The following is a 26,925-nucleotide window of genomic DNA, read 5'->3' as shown; positions in this document are numbered from 1 at the left end:
AGGAGAATATTATGTTTCAAGCCCTCTACTTAGAGCAAAATCCTGAGTTTCATTGCCAAATTCAAACGTTATCATTAGATACTTTGAAAGCGAATGCACGTGAAAAAGCTGATGGCGATACGCTTGTGAAAATTCATTACTCAACGCTCAATTATAAAGATGCACTAGCGATTACTAATAAAGGGCGAATTGCTCGACGTTTCCCGATGATTCCTGGGATTGATTTTGTTGGAGAAGTGGTAGAAACCACTCATACAGAACTCAAAGTAGGGGATCTTGTCTTTATGAATGGGCTAGGGTTAAGTGAGAGTTATTTTGGTGGCTTGTCTGAATATGCTTTTGTACCGGGCGAGGATCTATTACTGGTTCCTGAATCTTTTACTGAATTTGATGTGATGGCCTTAGGAACTGCAGGCTATACAGCAGGGCTCTGTGTGAATCGTTTACTAGCGCATGGAATTAAGCCTGATGATGGTGAGGTATTAGTCTCAGGCGCTACAGGGGGGGTTGGTATGGTAGCCTTAATGTTGCTCAATAAATTAGGGTTTAAAACGGTCGCTTTAACTCGTAAAGCGGATGCTGAGCATTTTTTTGAGGCTTTAGGTGTCAGTAGAATTGAGCAAAATCCAGCCTTTTATGAGAAAGGAAAGGTATTACAGAAAGAGCAATATCAAGCCGCGGTCGATGTATTAGGTGGTCATCCTCTTGCGAATATTTTAGCGCAGACTCAATATAGTGGGATTGTTGCCGCGTGTGGTTTAGCCAGTGATATGGCGCTTCCTACAACTGTTGCACCGTTTATTTTACGAGACGTAACGCTGGCAGGTGTTGATAGCGTTATGGCACCGAAGAAGAAACGGATAGAGGCTTGGGCGTTATTGAGTCGATTACTGACCTCAAAAGATCTTCAGGATAAAGTGACAGAGATTCCGCTTTCTGAAGTGAGCTCAGTTGCAGAAGCGATGATTTCAGGGACTATTAAAGGGCGCTTTGTCGTAAAAATTGCTTAACTGGATTTACCTGGCACAATGTAATTAAATGTAACGTAATTTAACAAAGTCTCAGACTTAACCTTTGATTAAATCTAGGATTAAGAAGGATGCTTTAGAGTATAGAAGGCGCGATTGAAATAGATCAGCGCCTCTTTCTCTTCTGAAGCCCGAATTTCAAAGAGTTCTAGAATAAAGAGTGTATGGGTGCCGACTTCATAGGTTTCAATAATATGACCCTCGAGTTGTGCGAGGGCACCTGTTAGCAGCGGTAGTCCTAATGCCCCTTTTTCAAACGGGAAACGGGCAAAGCGAGCTTCCATAGAGACCGGATGTATTCCACCAAAATATTCAGCCTCAAGTTGTTGTTTAGCGCTCAAGATGTTGACAGCCATTGTGCCATTTTCTTTAAAGATTGCATTCACCGCACTATTGCGATTTACTGAGATCATCATCGTGGGCGGCGTATCGGTAATAGAAACCACTGCAGTTGCCGTTAATCCCGCACATCCAGCCGGACCATCAGTCGTAATAACGTTAACACCTGCACCGAGTGTTGCCATTGCATCTCGAAAAATTTTTTTTACATCTTGATGTTGTGAATCCATACCCTTTGTATCCCTTACTGGCATCTTAGCAATGTGATGCAAGATTTCCCATATTTTGATTTTTCATATTTATTATTGTTAGCTCTATTGATTCTAGCGATTAAATATCATTTTGCAAAAAATAATCACAGAGCGCATCATTCTTTGAAAAGATCAATAGAATCAGAATCAAAAACATAAAATACAATATCGGAAATATAAAAAGATATCTCACAAACAGGGAGGACTGGTAGAAAAGAACCAATGTTTAGGATGATTGTTGGGTTATCAAGCGATACACATCAGGGTAATTCTCTTTCCATTTATCATGACCTGCAATAATCTCAGTGCAATCGATGTTATGAATACGAGGATGTTCACTTTTAATACAGTAGTAGCCTATTGCTTTACTCAATCCTGCATTTGCGATCTTGTAGCCATAGCGTAATGTATCATCATTTTTAGAGTAGCAATTGTAGATATTGCCGGTAATATGATCGGCAATTTTTTCCCAATCTTCCGTTTGATTCCCGACTGCACCGCCCAGTAGATAGAGGTTGTGGAGTTTTTTCTCGGGCTGTTGTAGTAATGCTTCTGCAGTATAGTAGATTACTCGGCAACCTAGGGAGTGCCCTGCAAGTGAGTAGGAATCTTGAGTTTGTTGCAAAATTTCTCCGAGTATCTCGCCGGCATCTTCAGCCTTTTTCATAGAAACATGCCACGGGTTAGCGATAAGACCATAAGCAACCATTGTCCAAGGCGTTCGACGTATAAGTGTCGAGGCGGCGGCTGAAGGCGAGACAAAGCTTTTGATAAAATCATTTATCTCTTTTGAATCCCACGTTAAGCCATAAAGTTCAACATTATCTGGAATATCGTTGTAGGCCTCTAGCCAATCTTCAAAGATTTTAGCTTTATCATTTAAGAAGCCATTAATAAGAATGATTTTTTGCGCAGGAGAATCATCACCCGCTTGAGGCGCTTTTTCGAGTTTTAATAGATTAAAGTGTTGATCTTTTGCAAAATAATCCCCTAAAAAAATTTCTCCGAGTTTTTGCCCAAAATGGCGATCATCAGGTTGCTCTTTGAGTTTTTCTACAATCTCTGTAATTTCAGCCGTTGTCAGTTTGTCTTGCGGGTGCTTCTTCATTACATTTCCTTTTTGGGGATAAATTAAGTCAAAGATTCCTCTATTATTGTGGTAGATGTTTCTGCCGATAACGATCCACCCAGAGAGCAGTGCCTGCGCAGACAGAAGCCGGCATAATAAAGAGGTTTAAGATCGGTACCATAGTGGCAATATAGACTAAACCACCAAAAGGCATATTGGTAATGCGATCTTGTTTGAGGCTCGCTAACATTACAGGAAAAGAGATCTTATGATTATCAAAGGCGTAATCACAATACTGTAAGGTCAACATCCAAGCACCAAAGATAAACCAGAGAAATGGCGCTGCCACGTTGATCACCGGTACAAAAGAGATAATAAGGATGAGTAAGGCGCGCGGGATATAATATTTGATACGTGTCCACTCCCGGTGAAGTGTTCTTGGAATATCTTTAATCACATCAGACCAAGGCATTGATTCTGCTGGTATACCTCGCAGTTCAGCTTCTACTTTTTCTGCTAAAAAACTATTAAAGGGGGCTGCGATGATATTGGCAAGCGCACTAAAGAAATAACCGAATATTAGAAGAATAGAGGCTAATACCATAGGCCACATGAGATATTTAAGCCACTGTAGCCATGAGGGAAGGTGGGTTAAAAGATATTCAATCCAATCGTCTACTTGTAAGTAGAGCCAAGAGAATGCGCCCCCTAAAATAATAATATTCACCAATATTGGCATAAAGACAAAACGCTTCATTCCGGGGCGCATCATTAAACGAAAGCCCTCAAGAAAATATTGTAAGCCATTTTGGTTATTGCGTTGAGATGCAGTGGCACGCATGGTAAGAGATCCTCATATTTTAATGATGCTTAATCAAATTGAACTACACTAAGCTAAATTATCATTAAAGTTAAGTTAGATTAAGCAACTAGATTAAATCATAATATAAACAATATTATTGCCATTATATAGTGTTAGAGAATGGATATTTCAAGTAATCATAAGTTATTGCTTGAAATATTCAGCGCGAACAATATTAATGATCGCGCTATAGTACGCGACTCAAATAATCTATTTAGCCGGGAAATCCCAAATTTCAAAGGTATAATCATATTGATTTTTCTCATCTTTATGATGCGCTTCCTTAAAAATCTCAGTAGCGCCAGTAAAATCAAATGGTGGCATTTGAGTATCACCCTCAATGTCAGCGTGAACATGGGTAAGATAGAGGCGATTCATTAAGGGAAGTGCGCTTTGATAGAGTTTTGCCCCACCCATAATCATGATCTCTTTTGCACCTAAAATCTCTTCAGCATACTCAATAGCTGTTTCTAATGAGGTAAAGGTATGGCAACCAGTAATCTCAGTGACCGTTCTTGAAACCACTAAGTTCTCTCTACCTGGCAATGGTTTTCCAATCGATTCATAGGTTTTTCTGCCCATAATAATGGGTTTACCGAGCGTGCTCTGTTTAAAAAACTGTAAATCTTTAGGGAGATGCCAAGGCAGGCTATTGTTATTACCAATAGTGCCGTTATCGGCCATAGCAAGGATGAGAGAGATAATAGGTTTTGACATAGTTTTATCGCATCAAATTGAGAAATTATTAAAGCCATTATGATCTCATCACATATATTTTATTAAATATGAGATCAGAAAATATAAGATCATCAAACCTAAGATTAGGAATCATAGGAAAGCAATGGCGGATTACTAAAAGAGTTCTTAGTTTAACACGAAAGGTTACAAAATATCCGTTGAGGATAAGCGCCTCTATTTTGAATTGAACAATGATGATCATTGCGCCCTTTATGATCTATCTTATTGATCATTAATGGCAGTAAATTTTTCTTTATCGAGTTTACTCTAATCTTATTTTCGAGGTTTAAAGTTACAAACAACGAAGTAGATCAGGATTCGTTTAAACTTCTTCCTTAATAAAAAGGGGGAGAGTGTTATAATAATGACTTACTTTTATGAATATGATGGATAAACAATGAGTAATCAAAAAGATTCCAACAAACCGGCACAAAGAAAAAATAATGCGATTTATGCCTTACCCAATCTCATTACCACAGCTTCGATGCTCTGTGGATTTTCTGCGATCCTAATGGCATTAGATGCTTACTATGGCGCTTATGGCGGTGCGGATATGCCACAAAGCTTTACCAAAGCGGCTATTTTAGTCTTTATTGCAATGATCTTTGATGGTTTAGATGGTCGTGTTGCGCGTATGACCAATAGTGCGAGCGCTTTTGGAGAGCAATATGATTCACTGTCAGATCTTATCTCTTTCGGGATTGCACCGGCGCTGATTATCTATCTTTGGGCGCTTAAAGAGAGCCATTTTAATATAATTGGGGGCTTATCTTGGGTGGTGGCTTATATCTATTTGGCTTGTGCGGCGCTTCGATTAGCGCGCTTTAATGTCCAAATTGGCAAAGTGGATAAACGTTTCTTTGTCGGTATGCCAAGCCCAACAGCTGCTGCGATTGTGGTGGGATTCGTTTGGTTCGGTGAGAATATCGGCCTTGATTCACCTTGGAAAGATTATATTGCGCTCGTATTAACGCTCTATAGTGGTTTGATGATGGTAACGAATATTAAATTCTTCAGCTTTAAAGATATTCGTTTCCAAAATCCGGTACCTTTCTTTTATTGGGTACTGCTTGTGATCCTATTAGGAATTTTAGCGGTTTGTATTGTGCGTTTCCCCGGCCAAGCAATCTTCTTAATTCTATTGGCGTATGGCCTTTCAGGTCCAATTTATGCTGTAATGCGTTTCCGTAAACGCCGAGAATTACAGAGTCGCGTTAAAGATCGAGCAACTAGACGAGCTCATCGAGCAGCAAAATCGGCTACAGCTACTGATAGCGCTGAGATTAAAGAAACTGCTGTGGAGTTGACCGCTACTGATAAACAGTCAACTCAAGAAGAGACCGCATCACACTCAGAGACAACTTCACAAGATAAATAAAGTAGCCTGAATCACTCAGACTCGGAAGATCGGTAATTCTATTGAGAAAATAGAATTACCGATTTGTTATTTTATCCCTTTAAATATAATATTGAGGCTCAGTAGTGAGATCGATGAAAGGATATGGGAATGGATACAAGGCAGGCCACTTACCTAAAGCTATTAGGCATACAAGCTTGGTGTAAACAGGAGGATTTGCCTCGTATTCGAGAATATCAAAAAGCGCAAGCAGGGCAATCTGTCAGCGTTGCATCGGTCAGTGGCACATCGGTTAAGGAGCAATCGGCAATTGTTGATCAGAGTACGCTCATTCCACCGCAAGCCGATTACTCATCTAATAATGTAATGAATAGTGCTGAAACCGCAACAAGTCAGCGGAAGCAAGGATTTTTTAGTGATCAGCTATCGTCCATTATTGATGGGGAAAAAGGCCAACCTCGCCGGCAAGTGATCAATGAAGCGGAAACTAACGATCAAGGCACCACGACAAGAACATTAGAATCAAACGTACACAATATTCCACAGAATCATCAATCGGCGAAAGCTTTTAAAGCCGAGCCATTCGAGGCCACGTCATTTCAGGGCAAGTCATCTGATACTAAGTCATTCGAAGCTAAACCATTTGAATCTAAGCCATTTAGTAGTAATAAAGCGACTTCAATCTTTACATCTGATTTTCTACAATCGATTCGACAATGTACCGCTTGTGAATTCTCTCAAAGCCGTCAACAAGCCACGCTTCCAAGACAGAATCACAATGCAAAAGTAATGGTCATTACCGATATCCCTCTCAAAGAGGAGATGTATCAAGGCGTTGTTCTTGATCGGCAAGATGAATCATTCTTCTTTAAGGCATTGTCGGCGGTGGGATTACCACCGGAATCGCTCTATATTACCCCTTTTATTAAATGTCGTCCGCCGGAGCTACGAGATGTGACGGCACAAGAGTGGCAAGCCTGCGTACCGATTTTGCAACAGGAAATAATTGGTTTAAATCCTGATTTCCTCTTTATATTAGGGCGAACATCGGTGAAGTTTCTGTTAGGGCAAGAGTTGCCTTTTGATCAGCTTCGAGGAGAGATTCATCAGGTGAATATGGCAGGGCAACAGTTCCCGGCGATCATCTCTCATTCGCCGAAAGTCTATGCGCATAATGCAAGATTAAAAGCGAATTTTTGGAAAGATGTTAAATTGCTACGACGATCTTTAGCGGACTGATCAATAGCAGTGATATCGACAATAGAGAATAATAAGCGAAGAGCAGATTAGGGAAAAAGGGGAAGAGAGTAGTATGGCAAAGATTGAGATTGTGCCGGCAACATTAGCGGATTTAGATGCCATTTTAGAGATTGAAGCACGCGCGTATCCGGTTCCTTGGAATCGAGCGCAGATGGAAGATGTCTTTCATCAAAAGGTGATTCGTCAAAAACTACTCTATGATGGTGTTTTAATCGGTTATACCTTTGTTTCGATTATTTTAGATGAGGGACATCTACTGCATATTACTGTTGATCCTAAGTATCAAGGTAAAGGGCTTGGGCACGTGTTGCTAGATTCGGTGCTTGCATTGGGCGAAACACATCAATTAGCGACGATTTTTTTGGAAGTAAGAGCAGGGAATACGCCGGCAAGAGCGTTGTATGAAAAGCGAGGCTTCAATCAGATCGGTCTTCGTAAAGGATATTATCCTTGCCTAATTAATGGCCGGGAAGATGCTATTGTGATGGCCTATACCTTAGCAACTGCTTTTGATTTTAAGTAGATTTGACATAGATTTCAGGAGACTCTGAAATCATCCCCGAAAATCGCTATAATAGACTACTTTTATAATGCTGTATCAATGGCAGATCAATAACAGATCAACAACGAATCGTAGAGATTGCCAAACGTCATTTTGGGCGTGAAGGTAGATTTTTAACGGATTGATTTGCATAGCTTACTTCACAATGTGAGTCATATTAGGATTGAAATAATGATAGAACTAGATTTAAAAGGACTCAATTGTCCGATGCCGATTCTAAAAACGAAACAGGCAATGAAGAATATGGTCAAAGGCGATCAATTGCGAGTATTGGCGACAGATCCTCATTCAGAAATCGATTTTAAAGCGTATTTGGCGCGTACCGGGGATCATTTACTCGAATGTTTCGAGGCTGATGGTGTCTTTACGTTTCTAATTGAGAAAGCTTAATTTGTGATATGTCACTATTTTTATCAATGTGAAAACTAATAATCTCTAGGCACTACAATAACTGATATTGCTTATAACCTATACTGTTTATTTTATGAAAATTATCCGTAGAACGGCGCACCACTCTTATCAACGTCCAGAGCATTCGACACTGCTACAGCGCGTGCTAGCGAATCGTGCGATTACAGAGGATTCAGAATTAGACCTTTCGCTGAAAGGGCTCTATCCTTATCATTCGCTGAGTAATATTGAACCAGCAACACAATTGGTGGTAGAGGCTATTTTAGCGGAGAAAGATATCCTTATTGTGGGGGATTATGATGTCGATGGTGCCACAAGTATCGCGCTTGCAATCCGTATTTTACGGGATTTTGGGGTTTATAATATCCGGTATACCGTACCACATCGTATTCTTGATGGTTATGGACTTTCTCGCTCTCTAGTACAAAAGATCCTCATTGATCCCCCCGATCTACTCATTACGGTGGATAATGGAATCTCTAACATTGATGGTGTGGCTTTAGCTCGTGAAAATGGAATCGATGTTGTAGTCACAGATCATCATTTACCGCCTGAAACATTGCCTAATGCCAATGCGATTGTGAATCCCAATTTGCCGGGGGATCAATTTCCAAGCAAAGCATTAGCCGGCGTTGGCGTTATCTTTTATCTACTGTTAAGTGTACGGGCTAAACTGATTGAAGTGGGTTATTTCAAAGGGCAAGCACAAGGGGCAATTCCGAACCTTGGGCGTTACCTTGATATTGTGGCGCTGGGTACTGTGGCCGATTTAGTCCCTTTAGATGGGAATAATCGCCGGATGGCGCAACAGGGGTTACTGCGAATGCGGCAAGGAATGATGGTGCCCGGCATTGCGGCTTTAATCGAAGTATCGCAGCGTAATCGAGAGAAGCTCTCGACAAGTGATATTGGATTTAGTATTGCCCCCTTACTCAATGCCGCAGGTCGCTTAGATGATATGCAGGTGGGAATAGAATTATTATTAACAGATCAATATGAAGAGGCTTTTGCTATTGCGCAACAGCTCTATGCGCTCAATGAAGAGCGGAAAATGATCGAGCGGGGAATGCGCGCTGAAGCGAATGATGCTCTTGAAAAAGTGCAGTTAAAACGAGATGAAGTACCCCTTGCAATCTGCCTTTATAACGAATTGTGGCATCAAGGGATTACCGGGATTGTCGCTTCTCGGATCAAAGAGCAATATTATCGACCTACATTTATCTTTGCTTATGATAATGAAGGGTTACTCAAAGGTTCCGGACGTTCGATTCAAGGCATTCATCTTCGGGATGTGATTAGTAATGTTGCACGTGATAATCCGGGGATTATCAATACCTTTGGTGGGCACGCAATGGCGGCAGGGCTCTCGATTTATGAGGAGTATTTGCCACAATTTACTGAAGCGATTAATGCCGAGATGGCAAAATCTTTAGAGGCTTTAGAATCCGCAGATGAGATTTTAAGTCAGAAGATCTATACCGATGGAGCGCTTGCTCTAGAAGAGTATCGATTAGATCTGGTAGATGAGATGAAGCTGGCTTATCCTTGGGGACAACAATTTCCTGAACCACTATTTGATGATCGTTTTGAGGTGGTGGATTACCGTATTTTAAAAGATCTACATCTGAAATTTACCTTACGAAAACCCGGCACTCACACGCTCTTTGAGGCGCTTGCTTTCTTTCAAGCGCATCAAATTGTCGATAATGTGACGGAGATTCACTGCGCCTTTAAGCTTGATATTAACGAGTGGCGCGGAGAGCGTAAATTGCAGTTGTTAATCGATTATTTTGAAGCTGTATAATTGTTGCTGATTCTTGTTATGAATGTCATATATAGTAAATTGGGTTTAAGAAAGCTGATTTTAAACAGCACTTGCAAGATGCCAGCTAGAATAGTTTCCTTACTGATTACAGCCGATGCGCCGGCATTGAAATAAGCTTATTTTGAACCGATATTACTATAAATCTGAATAACAAATCATAATAGCAAAGCTGAAAAGTCATAGAACTCGTTAGACATTTGATATAAATCTTATCAAATAGATAATTATGGTTAATATTTGCGCATAATCGTGCTCTATCTCATTTAAGATCGTGATAATCTGTCTGATATCTGTTTTTAAAGGAGATTGTAGTTCAAGTAATCTGAATATGAAAATGAATAAAAGATTATTTGAGTGAATGTTAGGGCAAATATTATGAATAAAATAACAACTGAAGATAAGGCCTTTTTTGGTCATCCGCGACCATTGAGTTCGCTCTTTTTTACGGAAATGTGGGAACGTTTTTCGTTCTATGGTATTCGACCGCTACTGATTCTTTTTATGGTGGCGACGGTGAATCAAAATGGTTTAGGAATCGATGCGGTTACCGCCTCTGCGATTGTCGGAATTTTTGGTGGTGCGATTTATCTCGCGGCACTTCCTGGTGGTTGGGTCGCTGATAATTGGCTGGGGCAGGAGCGAAGTGTTTGGTATGGTTCCTTAATTATCGCGTTAGGTCATCTCTCTATTGCACTATCTGCTTGGCTATCGGTGCACTTTTTCTATCTTGGTCTGATCTTTATCGTCATCGGCTCAGGACTCTTTAAAACCTGTATTTCCGTCATAGTCGGGATGCTCTATAAAGAGGGAGATCCACGCCGAGATAGTGGTTTCTCAATCTTCTATATGGGGATTAACTTGGGGGCTTTTATCTCGCCGATTATTGGCGGGATTCTGAATGAATCTTATGGTTGGCACGCGGGCTTTGCCGTAGGCGGTATAGGAATGTTAATCGCCTTACTGATCTTTCGTCTAAAGGCTATGCCGGATATGCGTCGATTTGCACAAATTGAGGGGATTGAACCCACGTGGCAAACACCGAGCACAATTTCGCCATTAACTAAACGAATTGGATTAGGCTCAATTGCACTAATTGCAATTTTATTTATTTTGATTAGTGCCGGGATTATTCCATTCTCGCCCGTTGCGGTGGTGAACTATACGACAATCATTATTGCGATTACGGTAGGAGCTTATTTCTTAGGACTCTTTTTCTTTGCGAAGCTCAACAAACAAGAGCGCTTTCAATTGATTATCTGTTTGATTCTTTTTGTAGCGGCTGCATTTTTCTGGTCCGCCTTTGAACAGCAACCTACCTCGATGAATCTCTTTGTAGATAGTTACACAGATCGTACCATTTGGGGTTTTCAGATTCCAACGGCTTGGTTCCAATCGATTAACTCAATCTTCATTATTATCTTCGCACCACTTTTTGCAGCACTTTGGATGGCGATGAGTAAGCGCAATATTGAACCCAGTAGTATGACGAAGTTTGCATTTGGGCTCTTCTTCGCGGCGGTGGCTTTTATCTGTCTCTATCTTGCAAGTAATATTGTTGTAGGTGAGGGCTCTAGATTAGCATCCCCAATGTGGATGGTCGCTTGTATGCTCTTTTTAACCTTTGGTGAACTCTGTTTAAGTCCTGTCGGACTCTCGATTATGACGAAAATTGCCCCCAAAATGATTCGTGGACAGATTATGGGATTATGGTTTGCCTCTGTTTCACTAGGAAATCTAGTAGCTTCAAAAGTTGGGGGAAATGTGCAAGCAGAAACCATTGGTGATTTACCCGGCATCTTTATGACCATTATTATTGCATTAGCCATTGTCGGCGTTTTACTACTCCTCATTAATTTAGTGGTTCGTCGTTATGTGAAAAATGTTTAGTGGTGAATAGGCAATAGGGTTTATTTCTGACTTGTTTGTGACGCATTGATGATTCGTTTATCATCCAGCGCTCGATCTTTGGGATCGGGCGTTTTTTATGGATAATTCCCACAAATTCTCCTCTTAACCTAATCTTTAGGTAACTGAAGTTTAGAAGCACATCATAATCGTGAGAGGGGAAGATGATGATCAGTTATGAAATTAAAAAATTTGAATTATTGGGGAATAGAGCATCGAATTTTTCAGCGATAGCTGTGGAATTTAGACGGTTATTAGTGGCTCTGATCTGTAGTTTAATATTATCCATTATCGGCATATTGCCGGTGTTTTCAGATACTTTAATGCCTCTGCAACACGGTGTGGCAGTGAGTGATGCTAAATGGGCAACGCTACCGGTAGAATATTACTATGTCAGTGAAAAGCTCGATGGCGTTCGGGGTTATTGGACGGGGAAAGAGATGCTCTCAAGGCAAGGTTATCCGATTACTGTGCCTGAGTGGTTTACCCAAAATTTAGGGGATAAACCTTTAGATGGGGAAATTTGGCTTGGAAGAGAGACTTTTGAGACGCTCTCTGGATTAATTGCGCGTGAAGATGTGGCAGATCCTTTATGGCAATCTGTAACTTATCAGATCTTTGATATGCCGGCGGAGAAAGGCACCTTTAAAGAGCGGGTATCAGTGATGAAAGAACATATTGCCTCGTTACATTCGCAAAATCCCCATTTGAAAATGATTCCGCAGGAAAAATTCAGCTCAAAGGAAGCGCTTGAAGCGCAGCTACAGGCAGTCGCCAAAGCAGGGGGCGAGGGATTAATGTTGCATCATCAAGATGCTTATTATCAACCGTATAATCGCACCAATGCATTGATTAAACTCAAAGTGATTGATGAAGGTTGCGCATTGGTTCGGGGCTATTCGCCGGGAAAAGGGAAGTATCAAGGAATGGTGGGTTCACTACGAGTGGAAACCGTCATTGATGGCGAAAAACGTTACTTTAAAGTAGGTTCAGGATTAACAGATCTGATGAGAAAAGATCCACCGGAGATAGGGCGGGCAATTATCTATCGGCATAATGATTTCACGAAAAATGGCATTCCCCGTTTTCCTCGTTTTAAAACGGTGCACGTAGAGGAGAATTGTGATGGTTATTGGGCAAAAGAGGGCGTTGATGGGTTAGCGCAGTAGGAGCGCTGAGGTTAACATTTTTTTCTCGCTTTCTATACTATCAATTTGCTGATGATTGATTAGAGCAAACGACTGTTCCTTAATGCATTATGATGGGGTTGTTGCTATAATAATCAGGATTTATTGTAACAATAATCTGATAAAAGGATTTCAATATGAAAAAATTAGCAGTGGTGAGCCTTGCGCTCTTGACTATCGCGGGTTGTACAAACTCAAGCCTCTATTCTGGTGATGTGTATACCGGCAATCAAGCAAAAACTGTGCAATCGGTCTCTTATGGTACGGTTGTAGGAGTTCGTCCTGTCACGATCCAAGCAGATGATTCTTCACCATTGGGTGCGATTTCTGGCGCAGTATTAGGCGGCGTTGTCGGTAATGCTTTTGGTGGCGGTAGTGGTCGTAATATTACAACGGCTGTAGGCGCAATCGCAGGCGGTATCGCAGGTGACAAAATTGGACAAGAAACTAGCAAAGTCAATGGTGTTCAGTTAGATATCAAAACAGATAGCGGTCAAACGATTGCCGTGGTCCAAAAACAAGATAAAAACGTGATTTTTGCACCCGGTCAACGTGTTCGTATGACAGGCAGTGGTCGTAATATTAACGTATCTCCGCTCTAATGCGATTGAACTATTGATTCGATCATTATTGATTTTGACTGAGTCAGTGATGACTTGAAGGATTAAGCGATCAGTATCGGTTGATCACTCAAAATGGATGATAGAAAGAAACCCTTTTAGTTGAACTAAAAGGGTTTTGTTATATTTCAATAATGATTATTGTGTATTGATCTTACTATTTGAAGAAGTTGAGTGTTCCGACTTGGAAGACTTCCACTAATAGATGAGAAACAATAGCAATTAAACCGTAAATAATAATGATATAAGGCATCACTTTTCCGCCGAAAGCTTGGAATTTTAAGGGCGCATTTGGATTGCGTTTACGGTAGCTGATAACCATTGCAGCCGGAACAATGACTGACCAAATGGCCGCAAAAAGGCCGGCAAAACCGATGGCTAAGACAAAACCATTTGGGAAGATCATTCCGAAAATAGTTGGAGGAAGGAATGTGATTAAGGCGGTCATCAAGCGACCTTTTGGCGTATCATCAATTTTGAAAAGATCGGCAATATAGTCAAATAATCCTAATCCTGCACCTAAGAATGAGGTTACAACTGCGAAAAAGGCAAAGAAGCGAAGAGAGAGATCTGCAAATTCAGAGGCATTGACTTGATTCAATAGCCAAGCAACTTCATCACTGCCCACTGTTAAGAAACTAGCACGATCGATGCTTCCCATAATGGCCGTCATCCAACAGAGATAAAATACGAAGGTAATAATCATTCCCCAAAGAATCGCTTTACGAATTTTGCTACCCTCAATTCCATAATATTTCACAAAGCTTGGAACACTTGCGTGAAAGCAGAATGAGGTAAGGAAGAAGGGAAGGCTTGCAAATGCATAGAGTGCAAATTTACTTTCGCCGGTAGGCTCTAGTAGATAAGGAATTTCTATCTGTCCTAATAATCCCGTAACGGCTGCAAAAAGTGTGATAAACATCCCGATCATTAAGACAGTTGAAAGGCGATCCACCGCTTTAGTACTCCACCAAACAATCGCAGTAAAGAGTAGGGCAAAGATAAAGGAGGATTGATAACGAGGAAGGGGAATATTGAAATTACTCATTAAGGTATCGCTAATGACCGATCCTGAGCCCACCACATACGCATAAAGCAGAATATAGAGAACAAAGGCGACAGAAAAACCATTAATGAAGCGCCAAACATTACCGAGATTATATTTGACTAAGGTATCGAAGCTGGCACCGGGATTATAGTTGAGATTGACTTCGAGGATCTGCTCGGCTGTCACATACATAAAAAAGACGGTCATAATCATAATGAGTACTGTCCAACCATACCACATACCCGCTGAGGCAATCGGTAAACTGAGCATACCTGCACCGATCATTGTGCCGGCGGCAATCATAGCACCACCAAGGACGGTGGGGGATTTATCTACTTTTGTCATAATCTTTCTTCTACTGTTTATTACGCTACTATTCAATAGCAAGGGTCTTTTTAATTACTGCCACTCTTTAATGAGAGATGTATCAGTCTATGCCGATCTATCGAGATCTATTGTATTTGAATGAGTCTTTCATTATCTAAAAGTCTTTCCTGATCTAAATATATCGTTCATCGTTGATTCACTATAATAGATTCTTGTGTAAAATAAGATATTCGTATAAGAATCAATCATTAAACAGAGTATTTTGTGGGCTAAATATGGTTTACTTATTTCAATAAAGAAGCAAACTATCGTAAATAGTAGCACGTTCAAAAGGGGCTGCAATCAATAAAACAGAAGATAGATCAATGAAGATTCAATAATAGACCCATAAATAAGCCAATAAATAAACCAATAATAGATTTATAGGAAGATCAGTTCAAAATAAGCTGATATAGATGCCGGCGCATCGGACGTAAAAGGCAAGGAAGCGGTTCTACTCGACATCTTGCAAGTGTTGGTGAGTCAGGTTTTATGTTCTTTTTAAAATCTCATACTCGTTGCTTAAAAACCATTTTCTTAAATCCAATGGGCTATAATCGTTTATTAAGGACTTTCTTCTCTAGGATATTGCCGTAGCGTAATCTATTAAGGTTTATGAGCGATAATGATCTCCCTGTATCGTATTATTTTTAGGCAGATAAAGACTATACATTTGCAGTTTTTGTGATAGACTTGCGAAACGTTTTGCGGTGGGATAAAAGTCCTATTTTTTATATTAACTTACAGCACATTTTGAGTCTTCGGTATATTTTTTCTTCTTGCGTAAGTAGACCATTTCACCATTCATCACCGCCTTGATTAGAGTTCTCTCTAGGGATTTCTTGCAAGATTAACGTCACGGGCTATCTATTCACTTTTCCCTAACAAGTTTGTACCTAATAAGTTTATGAGTTGATGAATCATTAAGGTCATTGAGTTTTCATCATCTGCCTTAGGCTGAGCTTTTATCGAAGGGATGGCTAGATAGAATTTTCTCCTCTTTTTTCGACTTTGTGAGGAAAATGATCATATGAGTATTGAAGTATCCCCTGTTGAAGCTGTACCTACTAGAATGCCGACCTTAATCGAGGCATTAATTCCTATTGTCTTTATGATGTTTGCCTTAGTGGTGGGCATATTTTTTTGGGGGGTAAGCCCTCATATTCCATTATTACTGAGTGTTTGTGTGGCGATTTTAGTCGCGATGCGCCTAGGTTTTAAATGGAAAGCGATTGAAACCGGTATGCTTGATGCGGTACGTTTAGCACTGCAAGCGATCGTCATTCTAATCGTGATCGGCACGATTATTGCTTCGTGGATTGCCGGCGGTATCGTACCCACCTTGATCTATTATGGACTCAATCTTTTAGCGCCTGAATATTTCTTAGTGGCCGCTTGTGCGATCTGCTGTATTATTTCCATTGCTTCGGGTAATGCTTGGACCGCTGCGGGGACTATCGGGATTGCCATTATGGGAATCGGCTTCGGCCTTGGAATTCCTGCTGAAATGGTAGCAGGGGCTGTGATCTCCGGTGCATATTTTGGCGATAAAATCTCGCCGCTTTCGGAATCAACGAATCTCGCACCAGGGATTGTCGGTGTAGATCTTTTTGAACATATTCGTTATATGCTCTATACCACGATTCCGGCATTAGTGATCTCTTTGATTCTTTTTACTATTTTAGGGTTTACGATCTCGGCGGATTTCAGTAACACTGCCGCAACGAACTTTACGCTACAGCAAGATCTTAAAGATATTTTTGTCATTAGCCCTTGGTTATTATTGGTACCAGCATCGATTATTATTGTAATGATCTTCCGTATTCCTGCGTTCCCTGGTTTAATGATGGGTTCGATTCTTGGTGTTCTTTGTGCGATTTTTGTGCAAGGGGCGGAGCCCAGTATGGTTCTGACAGCGCTTTATGATGGTTACTCAATTCAAGTAGCCAATGAAACGCTCAATGAGCTTTTGAATAATGGCGGAATTGTCTCTGTATTTGCCACAGTATCACTTGTGATTATTGCGATGTGTTTCGGCGGTATTTTAGAGTTTACTGGCATATTCCAAACAATTGTATTTAGTATTGTTAAATTAGCGAAAACAACGAGAAGCCTAATTATCACAACGGTGGTGACTTGTATTACCGGAAATATTGTTGGCTGTGATCAATATATGTCGATTATTATTCCGGGCAGAATGTATGCCGAAGAGTATCGCAAACGGGGTATTAAGGGCAAGGTACTCTCTCGGACATTAGAAGATGCCGGTACAATGACCTCGCCACTGATTCCTTGGAATACTTGTGGTGCCTTTATGGCAACGACGCTAGGGGTTGCGACCTTTAGTTATCTTCCTTATACCTTTTTATGTCTATTAAGCCCTGTGATTGCAATTGTTTATGCGGTAACTGGTTTTACTATTGAATATTATGAAGATGGAGAAGCACCGAAAAAAGTTCGACGTTTTAGAATGGCGAAACGAATCTAAAATAATCTCTATTAATTCAGATTAAGCAAATGGAGCACTTCAATATTGAGGTGCTTTTTTATTGCCTAAAAGTTAAAGGCTTTGGTTTTTTATTTGTGGGCACGTGGTTTGCCTGGATTTGCACGCATTCTCTCCCGCCGGGAATCAGATTTGATTTGCAATGACTAGAAGATTAATCTCATCGCCGGGGGGAATGATCGCGCTCTTGCCACAATCTTGCGCCGGCAAGTAGGGCAATTCTTAATGCCGAAAGATATTTTGATTTCAGTAAATTACTTGGATTATTCTGATAGAGATGATTGCCGAGAGATTAAGCATCGCTCATCTGTGGGCGCGAGGTTTGTCTGGATTTGCAAGCATTCTCTCCCGCCGGGAGAATGATCGTGCGCTTGCCACAGTCTTGCGCCGGCAAGTAGGGCAATTCCTTAATGCCGAAAGATATTTTTATTTCAGTAAATTACTTGGATTATTCTGATAGAGATGACCGAGAGATTAAGAATCGCTCATCTGCGGGCGCGAGGTTTTTCTGGATTTGCACGCATTCTCTCCCGCCGGGAGTTAGATTGAATTTGTAATGACTAGAAGATTCATCTCATCGCCGGGAGAATGATCGTGCGCTTGCCACAGTCTTGCACCGGCAAGTAGGGCAATTCCTTAATGCCAAAAGATAGTGTGATTGCAATAATTTGTGTCGATAGCTGTGAAGGTTATCCTTACTAAGGATTATTCACTATTATCTTGTTTTTTAACAAAAAAGGCTCATCTCTGCACAAATTCTATTTAAAATCTTTAATTGACCTATGAAAATGTTAAATATGCTGTAAAATAGCAATCATTATCATTCGTGTTCACATTTCATTTGTAAAAGGAAAAGGCTTTTGTTCATGAGAATACATTTTTGGGTTCTCATTCTCATTGTATTATCTGTGATCTCTCTCTTTGTAGGAGTCATCAATATTTCTGTGAATGACCTCTTTCATCTGACAGATGCGCAAAAACAGACAATCTTAATTAGTCGCTTGCCGAGATTGATTGCGATTCTGATTGCCGGCGCTAGCCTCTCGATTAGTGGCCTCATTATGCAAAAGTTGAGTCAAAATCCTTTTGTTTCGCCGACAACGGCAGGAACGATGGAATCTGCACGATTGGGGATTTTAGTAGCTATCCTTTTTGTCCCTGGCGCTTCGCCACTTTTGAAAATGGCTCTGGCTTTTATCTTTGCATTGGGTGGAACCTACATATTTGTTCAAATTCTCAATCGTATTCGCTATAAAGATGCGATATTTATTCCGCTGATTGGCCTAATGTTTGGCGGTATTATAGGTTCTATTTCCACCTTTATTGCCTATAAATATGATCTCATTCAAAATCTAGCTTCTTGGCTCATTGGCGATTTTTCGATGGTAATGGCAGGGCGCTATGAGTTGATCTATATTGCCGTTCCCTTGATGGTGATTGCTTATCTCTATGCACATCAATTCTCTATTGCTGGTATGGGACAAGATTTTGCTAAAAACTTAGGGCTTAAATATCAACAAGTGGTGAATATTGGTCTTGCCATTGTGGCAATGGTCAGTGCTTCGGTGATTTTAACGGTTGGAATGATCCCATTTTTAGGGCTAATTGTACCGAATATTGTGTCACTCTATCGGGGTGATAATATTCGGACTACCTTGCCATTTACCGCTATTTTAGGGGCCATTATCGTTTTAGTATGTGATATTGCTGGACGATTAATTATCTATCCTTATGAAATTCCTATTAGTGTTATGATCGGTATAGTCGGGAGTATTGCTTTTATCTGGCTTCTCTTTAAGAAGGTAGGTTCGGCATGATTCAGACGCAAAAGGGCTTACAACGAGGTTTAAGTCATCGTACCAAATTGATTATTTTAGTAATCCTGGCGATAGCTTCCGTTGCGCTCTATCTCTTCTATCAGTTAGGCAGTAATTGGGATTATGTCTTGCCACGCCGAGGTTATAAAGTGGGGGCGATGGTGATTGCCGGTAGTGCTATTGCATTTTCGACGGTTATTTTCCAGACGGTGACACATAATCGAATTTTAACACCTAGCATTATGGGGCTCGATTCGCTCTATCTGTTGGTGCAAACCATTTTAGTCTTTTTCTTAGGTGGCAAGAGCTTTGCGATGATGGGGAGCGTGCCGCTCTTTTTCATCTCTGTTGGGGTATTAGTTTTTTTCTCATTAATCCTGTTTAGAGGTGTTTTAGGAAAAGAAGGTCGATCGGTCTATTTCTTACTATTAGTCGGGATCATTTTTGGCGCACTCTTTCAGAGCCTTTCAACCTTTATGCAGGTATTGATTGATCCGAATGAGTTTCTGATTGTTCAAGATAAGATGTTTGCAAGTTTTAACAATGTGCAGGTGAAATTAATTTGGTGGGCTTTGGGGATTTTAGGCGTTGTATTTTTAGCCTATCTACCGATGATTAAATATCTTGATGTGCTAACACTTGGGCGAGATCAATCACTCAATTTAGGCGTTCCTTATCAAAAAATAGTGATGATTTCGCTGATTGTTGTGGCGATCTTTACCGCTGTTTCAACGGCGCTGATTGGGCCGATTACCTTTTTGGGATTATTAGTTGCGAATCTAGGGTATGAAGTGCTCAAGACCTATCGCCATACGATTTTGTTAATGGGTACGGTATTGATCAGTATTATTGCACTGGCCTTTGGGCAGTTATTAGTAGAACGTGTCTTTAGTTTTTCAACGACATTGAGTGTGATTATCAACTTTATTGGGGGAATCTACTTTATGTATCTATTGTTAAGAGGGAGTCGTTAAATGATTACAGTTGAACATATTTCTAAATCTTTCGGTCATAAAAAGGTAGTAGATGATGTCTCTTTAACAATTCCTGCGAATAAGATTACTTCTCTCATTGGTCCTAATGGTGCAGGCAAAAGTACATTACTTGGCATTATGAGCAGAATTTTAACTCCAGACAGTGGTCAGGTGGTGATTGATGATGTGCCGATTACCGCCTGGAAAGAGGAGGATCTTGCGAAAAAGATCTCGATTCTAAAACAGGCAAATCATCTTAATTTGCGGATTACTGTACGGGAACTCGTTACTTTTGGGCGTTTCCCTTATTGCAAAGGTCGGCCCACAGCAGAAGATCAGCGCTATATTGATGAAGCAATCGAATATATGGGGCTTGTGGATCTACAACATAAATATATTGCCGAGCTTAGTGGCGGTCAGCGTCAATGCGCTTTCATTGCAATGGTTGTGGCCCAAAATACAGAGATTATTTTCCTAGATGAGCCCCTTAATAACCTTGATATGAAACACTCAGTAGAGATTATGCAAGTGCTTCGTAAGCTCGTTGATGAAAAGGGGAAAACGGTGGTCATTGTGATTCACGATATTAATTTTGCCTCTTGCTATTCCGATCATATTATCTCGCTCAAACAAGGTGCATTAGTGCATGAAGGGGATACTGCTTCGATGATCGATAGTAAAATTTTACGAGATATTTATGATATGGAGATTCCTATTCAGATGGTGGATAACCGCCGGATCTGTGTCTATTTTTCTTAAATAGAGCTTGTGAAAACAATTTTGTTAAAACAAGAGCAGAGAAGTGACTTTTAAAGCAACAATAGATCAACAATAATTCAAAATTATAAAGTCACACTATTGATTCCCAATAGAGATTCAAAATAGGGATTTAAGATATTCAAATTAAAAATTTTAGTACCAATTTTAGTTCATTTTAATGATTACAGTAAGGAGATATACGATGAAGAAATTGAATAAGGCGATTATCGCATCCACTTTAGCACTACTATTAGTGGCTTGCGGTGATGATAAAGCGCCACAAACAGAGAGTAATACAGCGGCTTCAACTACAACGGCAGCAACGACTGCACCTGCGAAAACCGTAACTATCAAACATGCTTCCGGTGAAACGGTGGTTCCTCTTAATCCAGAACACGTTGTTGTATTTGATTTTGGGACTTTAGATACTTTAGAAGCACTTGATATTGATGTTATGGGTCTTCCTAAAGCGAATATGCCCGCCTATCTCTCAAGCTATGATAATGGCAAATATTTAGATTTTGGAACTTTAAAAGAGCCAAATTTTGAAGCAATTCATGGGGCAAAACCTGATTTTATTGTGATTTCTCATCGCCAAGCACCACTTTATGAACAATTTTCTGAGATTGCGCCAACGATCAATTTAGCGATTGATAATAAGCATTATCTTGATTCTGTAACCGGTAATATGAAAACGTTAGGTCAAATTTTCGGTAAAGAAGGGGAGGCAGAGAAAGAGATCAAGGCGATTGAGCAAAAAGTGGCAGATGTTCGTGCGCAAACTGCGAATATGGATGAAGGTGCTCTTATTTTGCTAGTGAATGATGGCAAAATTAGTGCTTATGGTCCTGGCTCACGTTTTGGGTTAATCCATGATGTGTTAGGTATGAAACCAGCAGATCCATCTATCAAAGCAGAATCCACTCATGGACAAACTGTTTCATTTGAATATGTGATGGACTTAAATCCGGATTATATTTTTGTGGTGGATCGTAGTGCTGTTGTAGGTAATAGCGATAGTTCTGCGAAACAAGTGGTGGAAAATGATCTTGTGAAAAACACCAATGCTTATAAAAATGGCAAAATTATCTACCTTGATCCAAACGTATGGTATCTCTCAGGTGGCGGATTTAAATCCACAGAAACAATGATTGATGATGTACAAAATGCTATCAAAAAATAAGTAATCGTTACTCATTGTTAATAATAGAAACGACAGAAAATGCCTTTATTAACCTTTGAGATGCCTTGCGCGTATCAGAGGATTTAAAGGCATTTTGCATTTCATCTTTCAAATAAAAGTTCATTCTTGGCGGGAGGGAATGCTTGCAAGTCCAGATGAAGTGAGCGCCCGCAGATAAGCGATTTTAATCTCGATATTGAAAAAGTGCCACAATTGCCGGCGCGGGATTTAGGGAAGAACGGGATTATTCGATCCGGCGATGGGATAAAATTGTCTGAGTCATTTCCTATCTTTAAAAAGGCAATAATGCTAATACATCATACGCCGGAACTTCATAGGGATGGGCTTCTTTCATAGCTTTAATAGCCTCTTCGATCAGTGGCTTGGCAACGACTAATTCTACACGCCATTCAGGGACGATTTTAAGTGTATCAATAGTACCAGAGTACGGATGACTTCCGGGAAGAGGTTTAAATTGCCCTTGACCTAATGTTTGCCAAGCGCAATGACTATAATGACCGATTTGACCGCCACCGGCAGCAAAAATTGCCTCTTTGACAGATTCAAGATGAGATTCCGGGACGAAAAAGATGAGTTTATACATAATCAGAAATACCTTCTGTCTGTGAAAGGTTATATAGTAAATTGGGTTTAAGAAAAATGTTTTTTAAACAGCTATTACGGGGTTTAAAAGAACATAAAACCTGACTCACCAACATTTGCAAGATGCGAGATAGAACAAGCTTTCTTACCTCGATCAATTGATGCGCCGGCATTGAAATAAGCGTATTTTGAACCGATATCATCTACATTGATCTTTATTTTTTGGTAAGATGAGCCACAAATCATAGCTCGCTTTCATCAATACCACACTTTTTATAATAGAGATCAATATCAGATGCGCCCATTCAGAAATAGCATACTACTGCTTACCACATTGAGTCTACTTTCGGCTTGTAGTACAACATCAATGCCGGGAAAAAGGGTTGAGTTACGTATTGCTTCTCAAATGGTGGATTGTGTCGGCGTTGTGCCTCAAAAGTGTCTATTGGTTGAAACAATTTCCGAGGGGAATGGATCAAAAGAAAACAGCTTCGTTAATTCGAGTGGGGATCAGCCTGATTGGCACTATTTCTATCAAACAATAGAGGGGTTTGAATATCAGCCGGGTTATGAGTATCAGATCTTAGCGCAGGTTGTGCCCGAATCTTTTGATCAAAATGATGTGGCCGATCGATCCTCTATTCGCTATCAGCTGATTAAAGTTATTTCGAAAGTCGCCGGAGAATCCCATCATTTACCGAAAACGCATCACTATAATGTTGCGCCTCGCCGGTCTTAATAGGGACGGCTATGGAGTTTTACTATAATCCGCCGATTGAACCTTGGCTCGATATTCTCTATCAAGATGATGATATTATGGTGGTCAATAAACCGGCAGAACTTCTCTCCGTACCGGGTAAGGGGGCCGAGTTACACGATAGTGTTATTTCCCGCGTGCAATGGCAATATCCCTATGCGGAAACGGTTCATCGATTGGATATGTCAACGAGTGGGATATTAGTGATTGCGCTCACTAAAGAAGCCGAGCGGGAATTAAAACGACAATTTCGAGAGCGAGAAACGGAGAAAGCCTATATTGCAGATGTTTGGGGCATTATAGAAGAAGAGGGTGGTTTGATTGATCTGCCACTCATTTGTAATTGGCCGGAAAGACCGAAACAGATGGTCTGCTTTGAGCGAGGAAAATCAGCAAAAACGCTTTATAAGGTGATTCATCGAGATATTGCGCATCACTATACGCGCGTCTCTCTTGTTCCCATTACCGGGCGCTCTCATCAATTGCGAGTTCATCTGTTAAGTATCGGTCATGTGATTTTAGGGGATCGTTTTTATGCCGATGGTGAAGCTTACTATTGCCGGGATCGCTTAGCGCTCCATGCTTATCAGTTACAATTTTCACATCCCATAACAAAAGAAAGGCTCACCTTTAGCTGTGAGCCTCCCTTTTAGTTTCTCAGAATCTACGGATTACTCAAGTGGTTGTCCGGCAGTCTCTTTGACTAAGAGTAGTGCAATCAAGCTCACAAGCCCCGTTGCAATGACATAAAATGCCGGTGACAGTGGATTATCTGTCCAGCCGATTAGAAGCGTGACGAAGAATTGGGCAAAACCACCAAAGATCATGACCGTAAAGCTATAAGAGATCGAAAGCCCTGTTGCACGAATACGGCTAGGGAAGATCTCAGCACAGAGAACGATACTTGCAATCCCATTTCCTACTAAGAAGAACGCTAAGATTGCGACAACAATAAAGAGCATATAAGGTTCAGGATACTTATTAATGAGTAGGAAAGCAGGGTAGATAAAGAGCACAATTCCCATACGTGTCCAGAAGATCATCTGTTTACGACCAATTTTATCAGTTAAAATCCCCATAAATGGAGAGAGTACAACTTGGACTAAGCCTGAAACAGTGACTGCCCAAACAGTATATTTAAAGTCCATTTTGAGCTGGGTTGCGGCATAGTTAGCCATATAGTAGGCGATAATATAGGTGGATGCAGTAATACCAAGAATAATAAGAACGCCGGCGATGAGCGTTTTCCAATAATCTTGGAAGAGTTCTTGTAAAATCGCTTTTTCAGTTGCTTCATCTGTAGTCTTCTCTTTGGTCTCAGGGAGATTACGGCGGATATAGAGTGCAATGGGAATGATGATTAAACCTACAGCAAAGGCCGCGCGCCAGCCCCATAGTGTGAGTGCATCTTCGGAGAGTACTAATCCTAAAATCCCCCCAATAAGCGATGCTAAGAGCTTATTAAAGTTTTGGCTAAACATCTGCCAGCTACCATAGAATGCACGATTTTGATCATTTGCATACTCCATTAGCATAGCTGTAGATGAGCCTAATTCCCCGCCTAATGAGAAGCCTTGTAGTAAGCGCGCCGAGATAATCAGAATCGGGGCGGCAATCCCAATGGTGTCATAGGTGGGGGTTAGGACGAATATGAGAGTCCCAAGTCCCATTAAAAAGAGTGTCAATAACAACGCCGGTTTTCGGCCATATTTATCGGCATAAAGACCGATACAGACAGCCCCTAAAGGGCGGGTAACAAAGCCAACACCGATGGTTGCAAAGGTGAGCAGCAATTTGGCAAATTCATTATCTGCCGGGAAGTAGAGTTTACCAATTAAGACGGCAAATACCGTATAGATACCAAAATCATAGAATTCAATAGCATTTCCCATAGTAATGCCGGCAATATTCTTGATTCTAGCGCCACGGCTATCATTTTTTGAAACAGTAATCACGTTAAATCTCCTCATAGCCTTTAGGCCGATGGAATGGTGAGTCAAGGCGCCTGATTAATGATAAGTGAGATTGTGCGGATCATCACTTATGCTATTGACTTATTTCAGGCTCGATAAAAGGCCACATAATGTAGCCATATAAATACTAATTAGTAATCGATAGTAGAAAGATTGTAAAAAAGGGGTAAAAGGTTAAGTAGGGCGATTAAGCAGCCTGAAGCAGTATGAAGCTACAAGATCTTTCTTATATGAAAGCCTTTGTTATCTACCACTCTATAAGAGGCTCTATAAGAAATTTCGACCTTGTTATGACTGCTTGGGACAAAAAGCGTAGACTAAATTCACCCAATAATTAGCCACAATGGGAATCAATGCATCGTTAAAATCATATTTCGGATTATGTACAGAACAACTATAAGTACCGATATCGCCATTTCCTACAAAGAGATAACACGCCGACACTTCATTCGCAAAAAAGGCGAAGTCTTCACTTGCTGTCATTGCCGGAAAATCATCGATGATCTTCTCATCGCCTAATACTTGACGCGCCACATTCTGCGCAAACTCCGTTTCTGTGGCATGATTATAAAGAATAGGATAAGAACGAACATAATCAATCGCTGCCGAAGCACCAAAACTGGCGGCTTGTCCATTAATAATCTCTTTAACTCGTGTTTCTACTTGATCTTGTGTTGCAGGATCAAGGTTACGAATAGAGAGTTGCATCGTGGCAGTTTCGGGAATGACGTTAAAGGTCTGTCCTGCATGGATAGAACCCACTGAAATGACCGTCATTTTCAGAGGATCAACATTGCGGGATACGATTGTTTGCAAGCTCATGACGATAGAGGAGGCGATAACAATCGGATCAATGGAGAATTGCGGCATTGCGCCATGTCCACCTTTACCGGTAATAGTGACAGTCACTCGATCAGAAGAGGCCATCGCGGAGCCTGCTTTAAAACCAAAGTGCCCGGCAGGAAATCCTGGCATATTATGAAAGCCAAACATTGCATCACATGGAAATTGCTGTAGCGCACCATCATCAATCATCGCTTTAGCACCGCCAAGCCCTTCTTCAGCAGGTTGGATATAGAGATTTACCGTCCCTTGAAAATGGGGATTCTCTGCAAGATATTGTGCCGCAGCCAATAAGGTTGAAGTATGTCCATCATGACCACAAGCATGCATTTTGCCAGGATTTTGACTTTTATGGGAAAAGTTATTCTCTTCAGTAATGGGTAGTGCATCCATATCCGCACGTAAACCAATAGTCGGGCCATCCCCTGTTGAGAGTTGTGCCACCATCCCAGTTTTACCAAAACCTCGAGTCACTTTATAGCCCCAAGCAGTTAATTTCTCTGCTACAAGATTACTTGTTTCGATTTCTTCAAATCCTAATTCTGGATGTTGATGTAGATAATGACGAATTTTAGTTATCTCTTCAGCAATCGTCTGCATTCCCGGCAATAACGACATGATAATTCACTCCTTTGATTTTTTATTGTTATGATCTATTGATCGGTCGTTGTTCAATTGAATT

At 40.7% G+C, this 26,925-nt stretch carries 25 protein-coding genes; 16 read left to right on the top strand and 9 right to left on the bottom strand.

Annotated features, from left to right (window positions below; genetic code table 11):
- The first annotated feature begins 11 nt into the window (after positions 1-11).
- Positions 12-1,010 (top strand): MDR family oxidoreductase, encoded by a 999-nt coding sequence (locus DC083_RS07950; RefSeq protein WP_109189665.1) that lies wholly within the window; start codon positions 12-14, stop codon positions 1,008-1,010.
- An 80-nt stretch (positions 1,011-1,090) separates the two neighbouring features.
- Here DC083_RS07950 and DC083_RS07945 read toward each other — a convergent pair whose 3' ends face one another.
- The 4 genes from DC083_RS07945 to folA all read right to left on the bottom strand — a co-directional run bounded on the left by DC083_RS07945 (position 1,091) and on the right by folA (position 4,266).
- Complete coding sequence (locus DC083_RS07945; RefSeq protein WP_109189664.1) at positions 1,091-1,597, bottom strand: flavin reductase; 507 nt, start codon at positions 1,595-1,597, stop codon at positions 1,091-1,093.
- Between the two features lie 247 nt (positions 1,598-1,844).
- Positions 1,845-2,726 carry a DUF726 domain-containing protein gene (locus tag DC083_RS07940; protein ID WP_109189663.1) on the bottom strand — a complete coding sequence of 294 codons (882 nt, stop codon included), beginning with the start codon at positions 2,724-2,726 and terminating at the stop codon, positions 1,845-1,847.
- Between the two features lie 43 nt (positions 2,727-2,769).
- Complete coding sequence (gene cysZ / locus DC083_RS07935; protein ID WP_109189662.1) at positions 2,770-3,528, bottom strand: sulfate transporter CysZ; 759 nt, start codon at positions 3,526-3,528, stop codon at positions 2,770-2,772.
- A 231-nt stretch (positions 3,529-3,759) separates the two neighbouring features.
- Positions 3,760-4,266, bottom strand: a complete 507-nt coding sequence (gene folA, locus DC083_RS07930; RefSeq protein WP_109189661.1) for a type 3 dihydrofolate reductase — start codon at positions 4,264-4,266, stop codon at positions 3,760-3,762.
- Between the two features lie 418 nt (positions 4,267-4,684).
- Here folA and pssA point away from each other — a divergent pair, with 418 nt between their 5' ends.
- The 8 genes from pssA to DC083_RS07890 all read left to right on the top strand — a co-directional run bounded on the left by pssA (position 4,685) and on the right by DC083_RS07890 (position 13,396).
- On the top strand, positions 4,685-5,665 hold the full coding sequence (gene pssA, locus DC083_RS07925; RefSeq protein ID WP_109189660.1) for a CDP-diacylglycerol--serine O-phosphatidyltransferase: 981 nt from the start codon (positions 4,685-4,687) through the stop codon (positions 5,663-5,665).
- A 129-nt stretch (positions 5,666-5,794) separates the two neighbouring features.
- A complete protein-coding gene (locus tag DC083_RS07920; RefSeq protein WP_157954908.1) occupies positions 5,795-6,883 on the top strand; it encodes a uracil-DNA glycosylase in 1,089 nt (362 codons plus the stop codon).
- 73 nt (positions 6,884-6,956) lie between these two features.
- On the top strand, positions 6,957-7,427 hold the full coding sequence (rimI, locus tag DC083_RS07915; RefSeq protein WP_026878630.1) for a ribosomal protein S18-alanine N-acetyltransferase: 471 nt from the start codon (positions 6,957-6,959) through the stop codon (positions 7,425-7,427).
- Positions 7,428-7,628: 201 nt separating this feature from the next.
- Positions 7,629-7,856, top strand: a complete 228-nt coding sequence (locus DC083_RS07910; protein WP_026878629.1) for a sulfurtransferase TusA family protein — start codon at positions 7,629-7,631, stop codon at positions 7,854-7,856.
- Between the two features lie 94 nt (positions 7,857-7,950).
- On the top strand, positions 7,951-9,681 hold the full coding sequence (recJ, locus tag DC083_RS07905) for a single-stranded-DNA-specific exonuclease RecJ (protein WP_109189658.1): 1,731 nt from the start codon (positions 7,951-7,953) through the stop codon (positions 9,679-9,681).
- 396 nt (positions 9,682-10,077) lie between these two features.
- Positions 10,078-11,589: a peptide MFS transporter gene (locus DC083_RS07900; protein ID WP_109189711.1), complete on the top strand. Its 1,512-nt coding sequence runs from the start codon at positions 10,078-10,080 to the stop codon at positions 11,587-11,589.
- 182 nt (positions 11,590-11,771) lie between these two features.
- Positions 11,772-12,776 (top strand): DNA ligase, encoded by a 1,005-nt coding sequence (locus tag DC083_RS07895; RefSeq protein ID WP_229822297.1) that lies wholly within the window; start codon positions 11,772-11,774, stop codon positions 12,774-12,776.
- A 155-nt stretch (positions 12,777-12,931) separates the two neighbouring features.
- A complete protein-coding gene (locus DC083_RS07890) occupies positions 12,932-13,396 on the top strand; it encodes an outer membrane lipoprotein (RefSeq protein WP_109189657.1) in 465 nt (154 codons plus the stop codon).
- Between the two features lie 175 nt (positions 13,397-13,571).
- On the opposite strand, the gene DC083_RS07885 is transcribed toward DC083_RS07890, so the two are convergent.
- A complete protein-coding gene (locus DC083_RS07885; RefSeq protein ID WP_109189656.1) occupies positions 13,572-14,807 on the bottom strand; it encodes an aromatic amino acid transport family protein in 1,236 nt (411 codons plus the stop codon).
- Positions 14,808-15,858: 1,051 nt separating this feature from the next.
- Between DC083_RS07885 and nhaC the strand changes: the two genes are divergently transcribed.
- The 5 genes from nhaC (at position 15,859) to DC083_RS07855 (ending at position 22,067) form a co-directional block, all read left to right on the top strand.
- Complete coding sequence (nhaC, locus tag DC083_RS07880; RefSeq protein WP_109189655.1) at positions 15,859-17,316, top strand: Na+/H+ antiporter NhaC; 1,458 nt, start codon at positions 15,859-15,861, stop codon at positions 17,314-17,316.
- A gap of 884 nt (positions 17,317-18,200) precedes the next feature.
- Positions 18,201-19,151 carry an ABC transporter permease gene (locus DC083_RS07870; protein ID WP_109189653.1) on the top strand — a complete coding sequence of 317 codons (951 nt, stop codon included), beginning with the start codon at positions 18,201-18,203 and terminating at the stop codon, positions 19,149-19,151.
- A complete protein-coding gene (locus tag DC083_RS07865) occupies positions 19,148-20,125 on the top strand; it encodes an iron chelate uptake ABC transporter family permease subunit (RefSeq protein ID WP_109189652.1) in 978 nt (325 codons plus the stop codon). The genes DC083_RS07870 and DC083_RS07865 overlap by 4 nt, the downstream gene beginning before the upstream one ends.
- Complete coding sequence (locus tag DC083_RS07860; RefSeq protein WP_026878622.1) at positions 20,126-20,884, top strand: iron ABC transporter ATP-binding protein; 759 nt, start codon at positions 20,126-20,128, stop codon at positions 20,882-20,884.
- 202 nt (positions 20,885-21,086) lie between these two features.
- Entirely contained in the window at positions 21,087-22,067 is a 981-nt protein-coding gene (locus DC083_RS07855) for a siderophore ABC transporter substrate-binding protein (RefSeq protein WP_109189651.1), read from the top strand.
- A gap of 292 nt (positions 22,068-22,359) precedes the next feature.
- Here the strand turns inward: DC083_RS07855 and DC083_RS07850 are convergent, their stop codons facing one another.
- Positions 22,360-22,671, bottom strand: coding sequence for a YqfO family protein (locus DC083_RS07850; RefSeq protein WP_026878620.1), 312 nt, complete (start codon positions 22,669-22,671; stop codon positions 22,360-22,362).
- A gap of 83 nt (positions 22,672-22,754) precedes the next feature.
- Positions 22,755-22,916, bottom strand: coding sequence for a hypothetical protein (locus tag DC083_RS10190; protein ID WP_157954907.1), 162 nt, complete (start codon positions 22,914-22,916; stop codon positions 22,755-22,757).
- Between the two features lie 49 nt (positions 22,917-22,965).
- Between DC083_RS10190 and DC083_RS07845 the strand changes: the two genes are divergently transcribed.
- Together DC083_RS07845 and rluA are read left to right on the top strand one after the other, a co-directional pair.
- Positions 22,966-23,409 (top strand): DUF4377 domain-containing protein, encoded by a 444-nt coding sequence (locus DC083_RS07845; RefSeq protein WP_109189650.1) that lies wholly within the window; start codon positions 22,966-22,968, stop codon positions 23,407-23,409.
- An 11-nt stretch (positions 23,410-23,420) separates the two neighbouring features.
- A complete protein-coding gene (gene rluA, locus DC083_RS07840; RefSeq protein ID WP_109189649.1) occupies positions 23,421-24,080 on the top strand; it encodes a bifunctional tRNA pseudouridine(32) synthase/23S rRNA pseudouridine(746) synthase RluA in 660 nt (219 codons plus the stop codon).
- 18 nt (positions 24,081-24,098) lie between these two features.
- On the opposite strand, the gene DC083_RS07835 is transcribed toward rluA, so the two are convergent.
- Both DC083_RS07835 and DC083_RS07830 read right to left on the bottom strand, forming a co-directional pair.
- Positions 24,099-25,382, bottom strand: a complete 1,284-nt coding sequence (locus tag DC083_RS07835) for an MFS transporter (protein WP_229822298.1) — start codon at positions 25,380-25,382, stop codon at positions 24,099-24,101.
- A gap of 306 nt (positions 25,383-25,688) precedes the next feature.
- Positions 25,689-26,861 (bottom strand): M20 aminoacylase family protein, encoded by a 1,173-nt coding sequence (locus DC083_RS07830; protein ID WP_275667361.1) that lies wholly within the window; start codon positions 26,859-26,861, stop codon positions 25,689-25,691.
- Positions 26,862-26,925: the final 64 nt, after the last annotated feature.

It is taken from the genome of Ignatzschineria ureiclastica (genome assembly GCF_003121845.1).
Lineage (GTDB): Bacteria > Pseudomonadota > Gammaproteobacteria > Cardiobacteriales > Wohlfahrtiimonadaceae > Ignatzschineria > Ignatzschineria ureiclastica.
Note: the sequence above shows the minus strand (reverse complement) of the source record. Positions and strands in the feature narration are given on the sequence as shown.

Excerpts from the sequence above, each read along its gene's own strand:
- DC083_RS07950 (WP_109189665.1), top strand. The coding sequence starts at position 12 with ATGTTTCAAGCCCTCTACTTAGAGCAAAATCCTGAGTTTCATTGCCAA.
- DC083_RS07945 (WP_109189664.1), bottom strand. The coding sequence starts at position 1,597 with ATGGATTCACAACATCAAGATGTAAAAAAAATTTTTCGAGATGCAATG.
- DC083_RS07940 (WP_109189663.1), bottom strand. The coding sequence starts at position 2,726 with ATGAAGAAGCACCCGCAAGACAAACTGACAACGGCTGAAATTACAGAG.
- cysZ (WP_109189662.1), bottom strand. The coding sequence starts at position 3,528 with ATGCGTGCCACTGCATCTCAACGCAATAACCAAAATGGCTTACAATAT.
- folA (WP_109189661.1), bottom strand. The coding sequence starts at position 4,266 with ATGTCAAAACCTATTATCTCTCTCATCCTTGCTATGGCCGATAACGGC.
- pssA (WP_109189660.1), top strand. The coding sequence starts at position 4,685 with ATGAGTAATCAAAAAGATTCCAACAAACCGGCACAAAGAAAAAATAAT.
- DC083_RS07920 (WP_157954908.1), top strand. The coding sequence starts at position 5,795 with ATGGATACAAGGCAGGCCACTTACCTAAAGCTATTAGGCATACAAGCT.
- rimI (WP_026878630.1), top strand. The coding sequence starts at position 6,957 with ATGGCAAAGATTGAGATTGTGCCGGCAACATTAGCGGATTTAGATGCC.
- recJ (WP_109189658.1), top strand. The coding sequence starts at position 7,951 with ATGAAAATTATCCGTAGAACGGCGCACCACTCTTATCAACGTCCAGAG.
- DC083_RS07900 (WP_109189711.1), top strand. The coding sequence starts at position 10,078 with ATGAATAAAATAACAACTGAAGATAAGGCCTTTTTTGGTCATCCGCGA.
- DC083_RS07895 (WP_229822297.1), top strand. The coding sequence starts at position 11,772 with ATGATGATCAGTTATGAAATTAAAAAATTTGAATTATTGGGGAATAGA.
- DC083_RS07890 (WP_109189657.1), top strand. The coding sequence starts at position 12,932 with ATGAAAAAATTAGCAGTGGTGAGCCTTGCGCTCTTGACTATCGCGGGT.
- DC083_RS07885 (WP_109189656.1), bottom strand. The coding sequence starts at position 14,807 with ATGACAAAAGTAGATAAATCCCCCACCGTCCTTGGTGGTGCTATGATT.
- nhaC (WP_109189655.1), top strand. The coding sequence starts at position 15,859 with ATGAGTATTGAAGTATCCCCTGTTGAAGCTGTACCTACTAGAATGCCG.
- DC083_RS07870 (WP_109189653.1), top strand. The coding sequence starts at position 18,201 with ATGAGAATACATTTTTGGGTTCTCATTCTCATTGTATTATCTGTGATC.
- DC083_RS07865 (WP_109189652.1), top strand. The coding sequence starts at position 19,148 with ATGATTCAGACGCAAAAGGGCTTACAACGAGGTTTAAGTCATCGTACC.
- DC083_RS07860 (WP_026878622.1), top strand. The coding sequence starts at position 20,126 with ATGATTACAGTTGAACATATTTCTAAATCTTTCGGTCATAAAAAGGTA.
- DC083_RS07855 (WP_109189651.1), top strand. The coding sequence starts at position 21,087 with ATGAAGAAATTGAATAAGGCGATTATCGCATCCACTTTAGCACTACTA.
- DC083_RS07850 (WP_026878620.1), bottom strand. The coding sequence starts at position 22,671 with ATGTATAAACTCATCTTTTTCGTCCCGGAATCTCATCTTGAATCTGTC.
- DC083_RS10190 (WP_157954907.1), bottom strand. The coding sequence starts at position 22,916 with ATGATTTGTGGCTCATCTTACCAAAAAATAAAGATCAATGTAGATGAT.
- DC083_RS07845 (WP_109189650.1), top strand. The coding sequence starts at position 22,966 with ATGCGCCCATTCAGAAATAGCATACTACTGCTTACCACATTGAGTCTA.
- rluA (WP_109189649.1), top strand. The coding sequence starts at position 23,421 with ATGGAGTTTTACTATAATCCGCCGATTGAACCTTGGCTCGATATTCTC.
- DC083_RS07830 (WP_275667361.1), bottom strand. The coding sequence starts at position 26,861 with ATGTCGTTATTGCCGGGAATGCAGACGATTGCTGAAGAGATAACTAAA.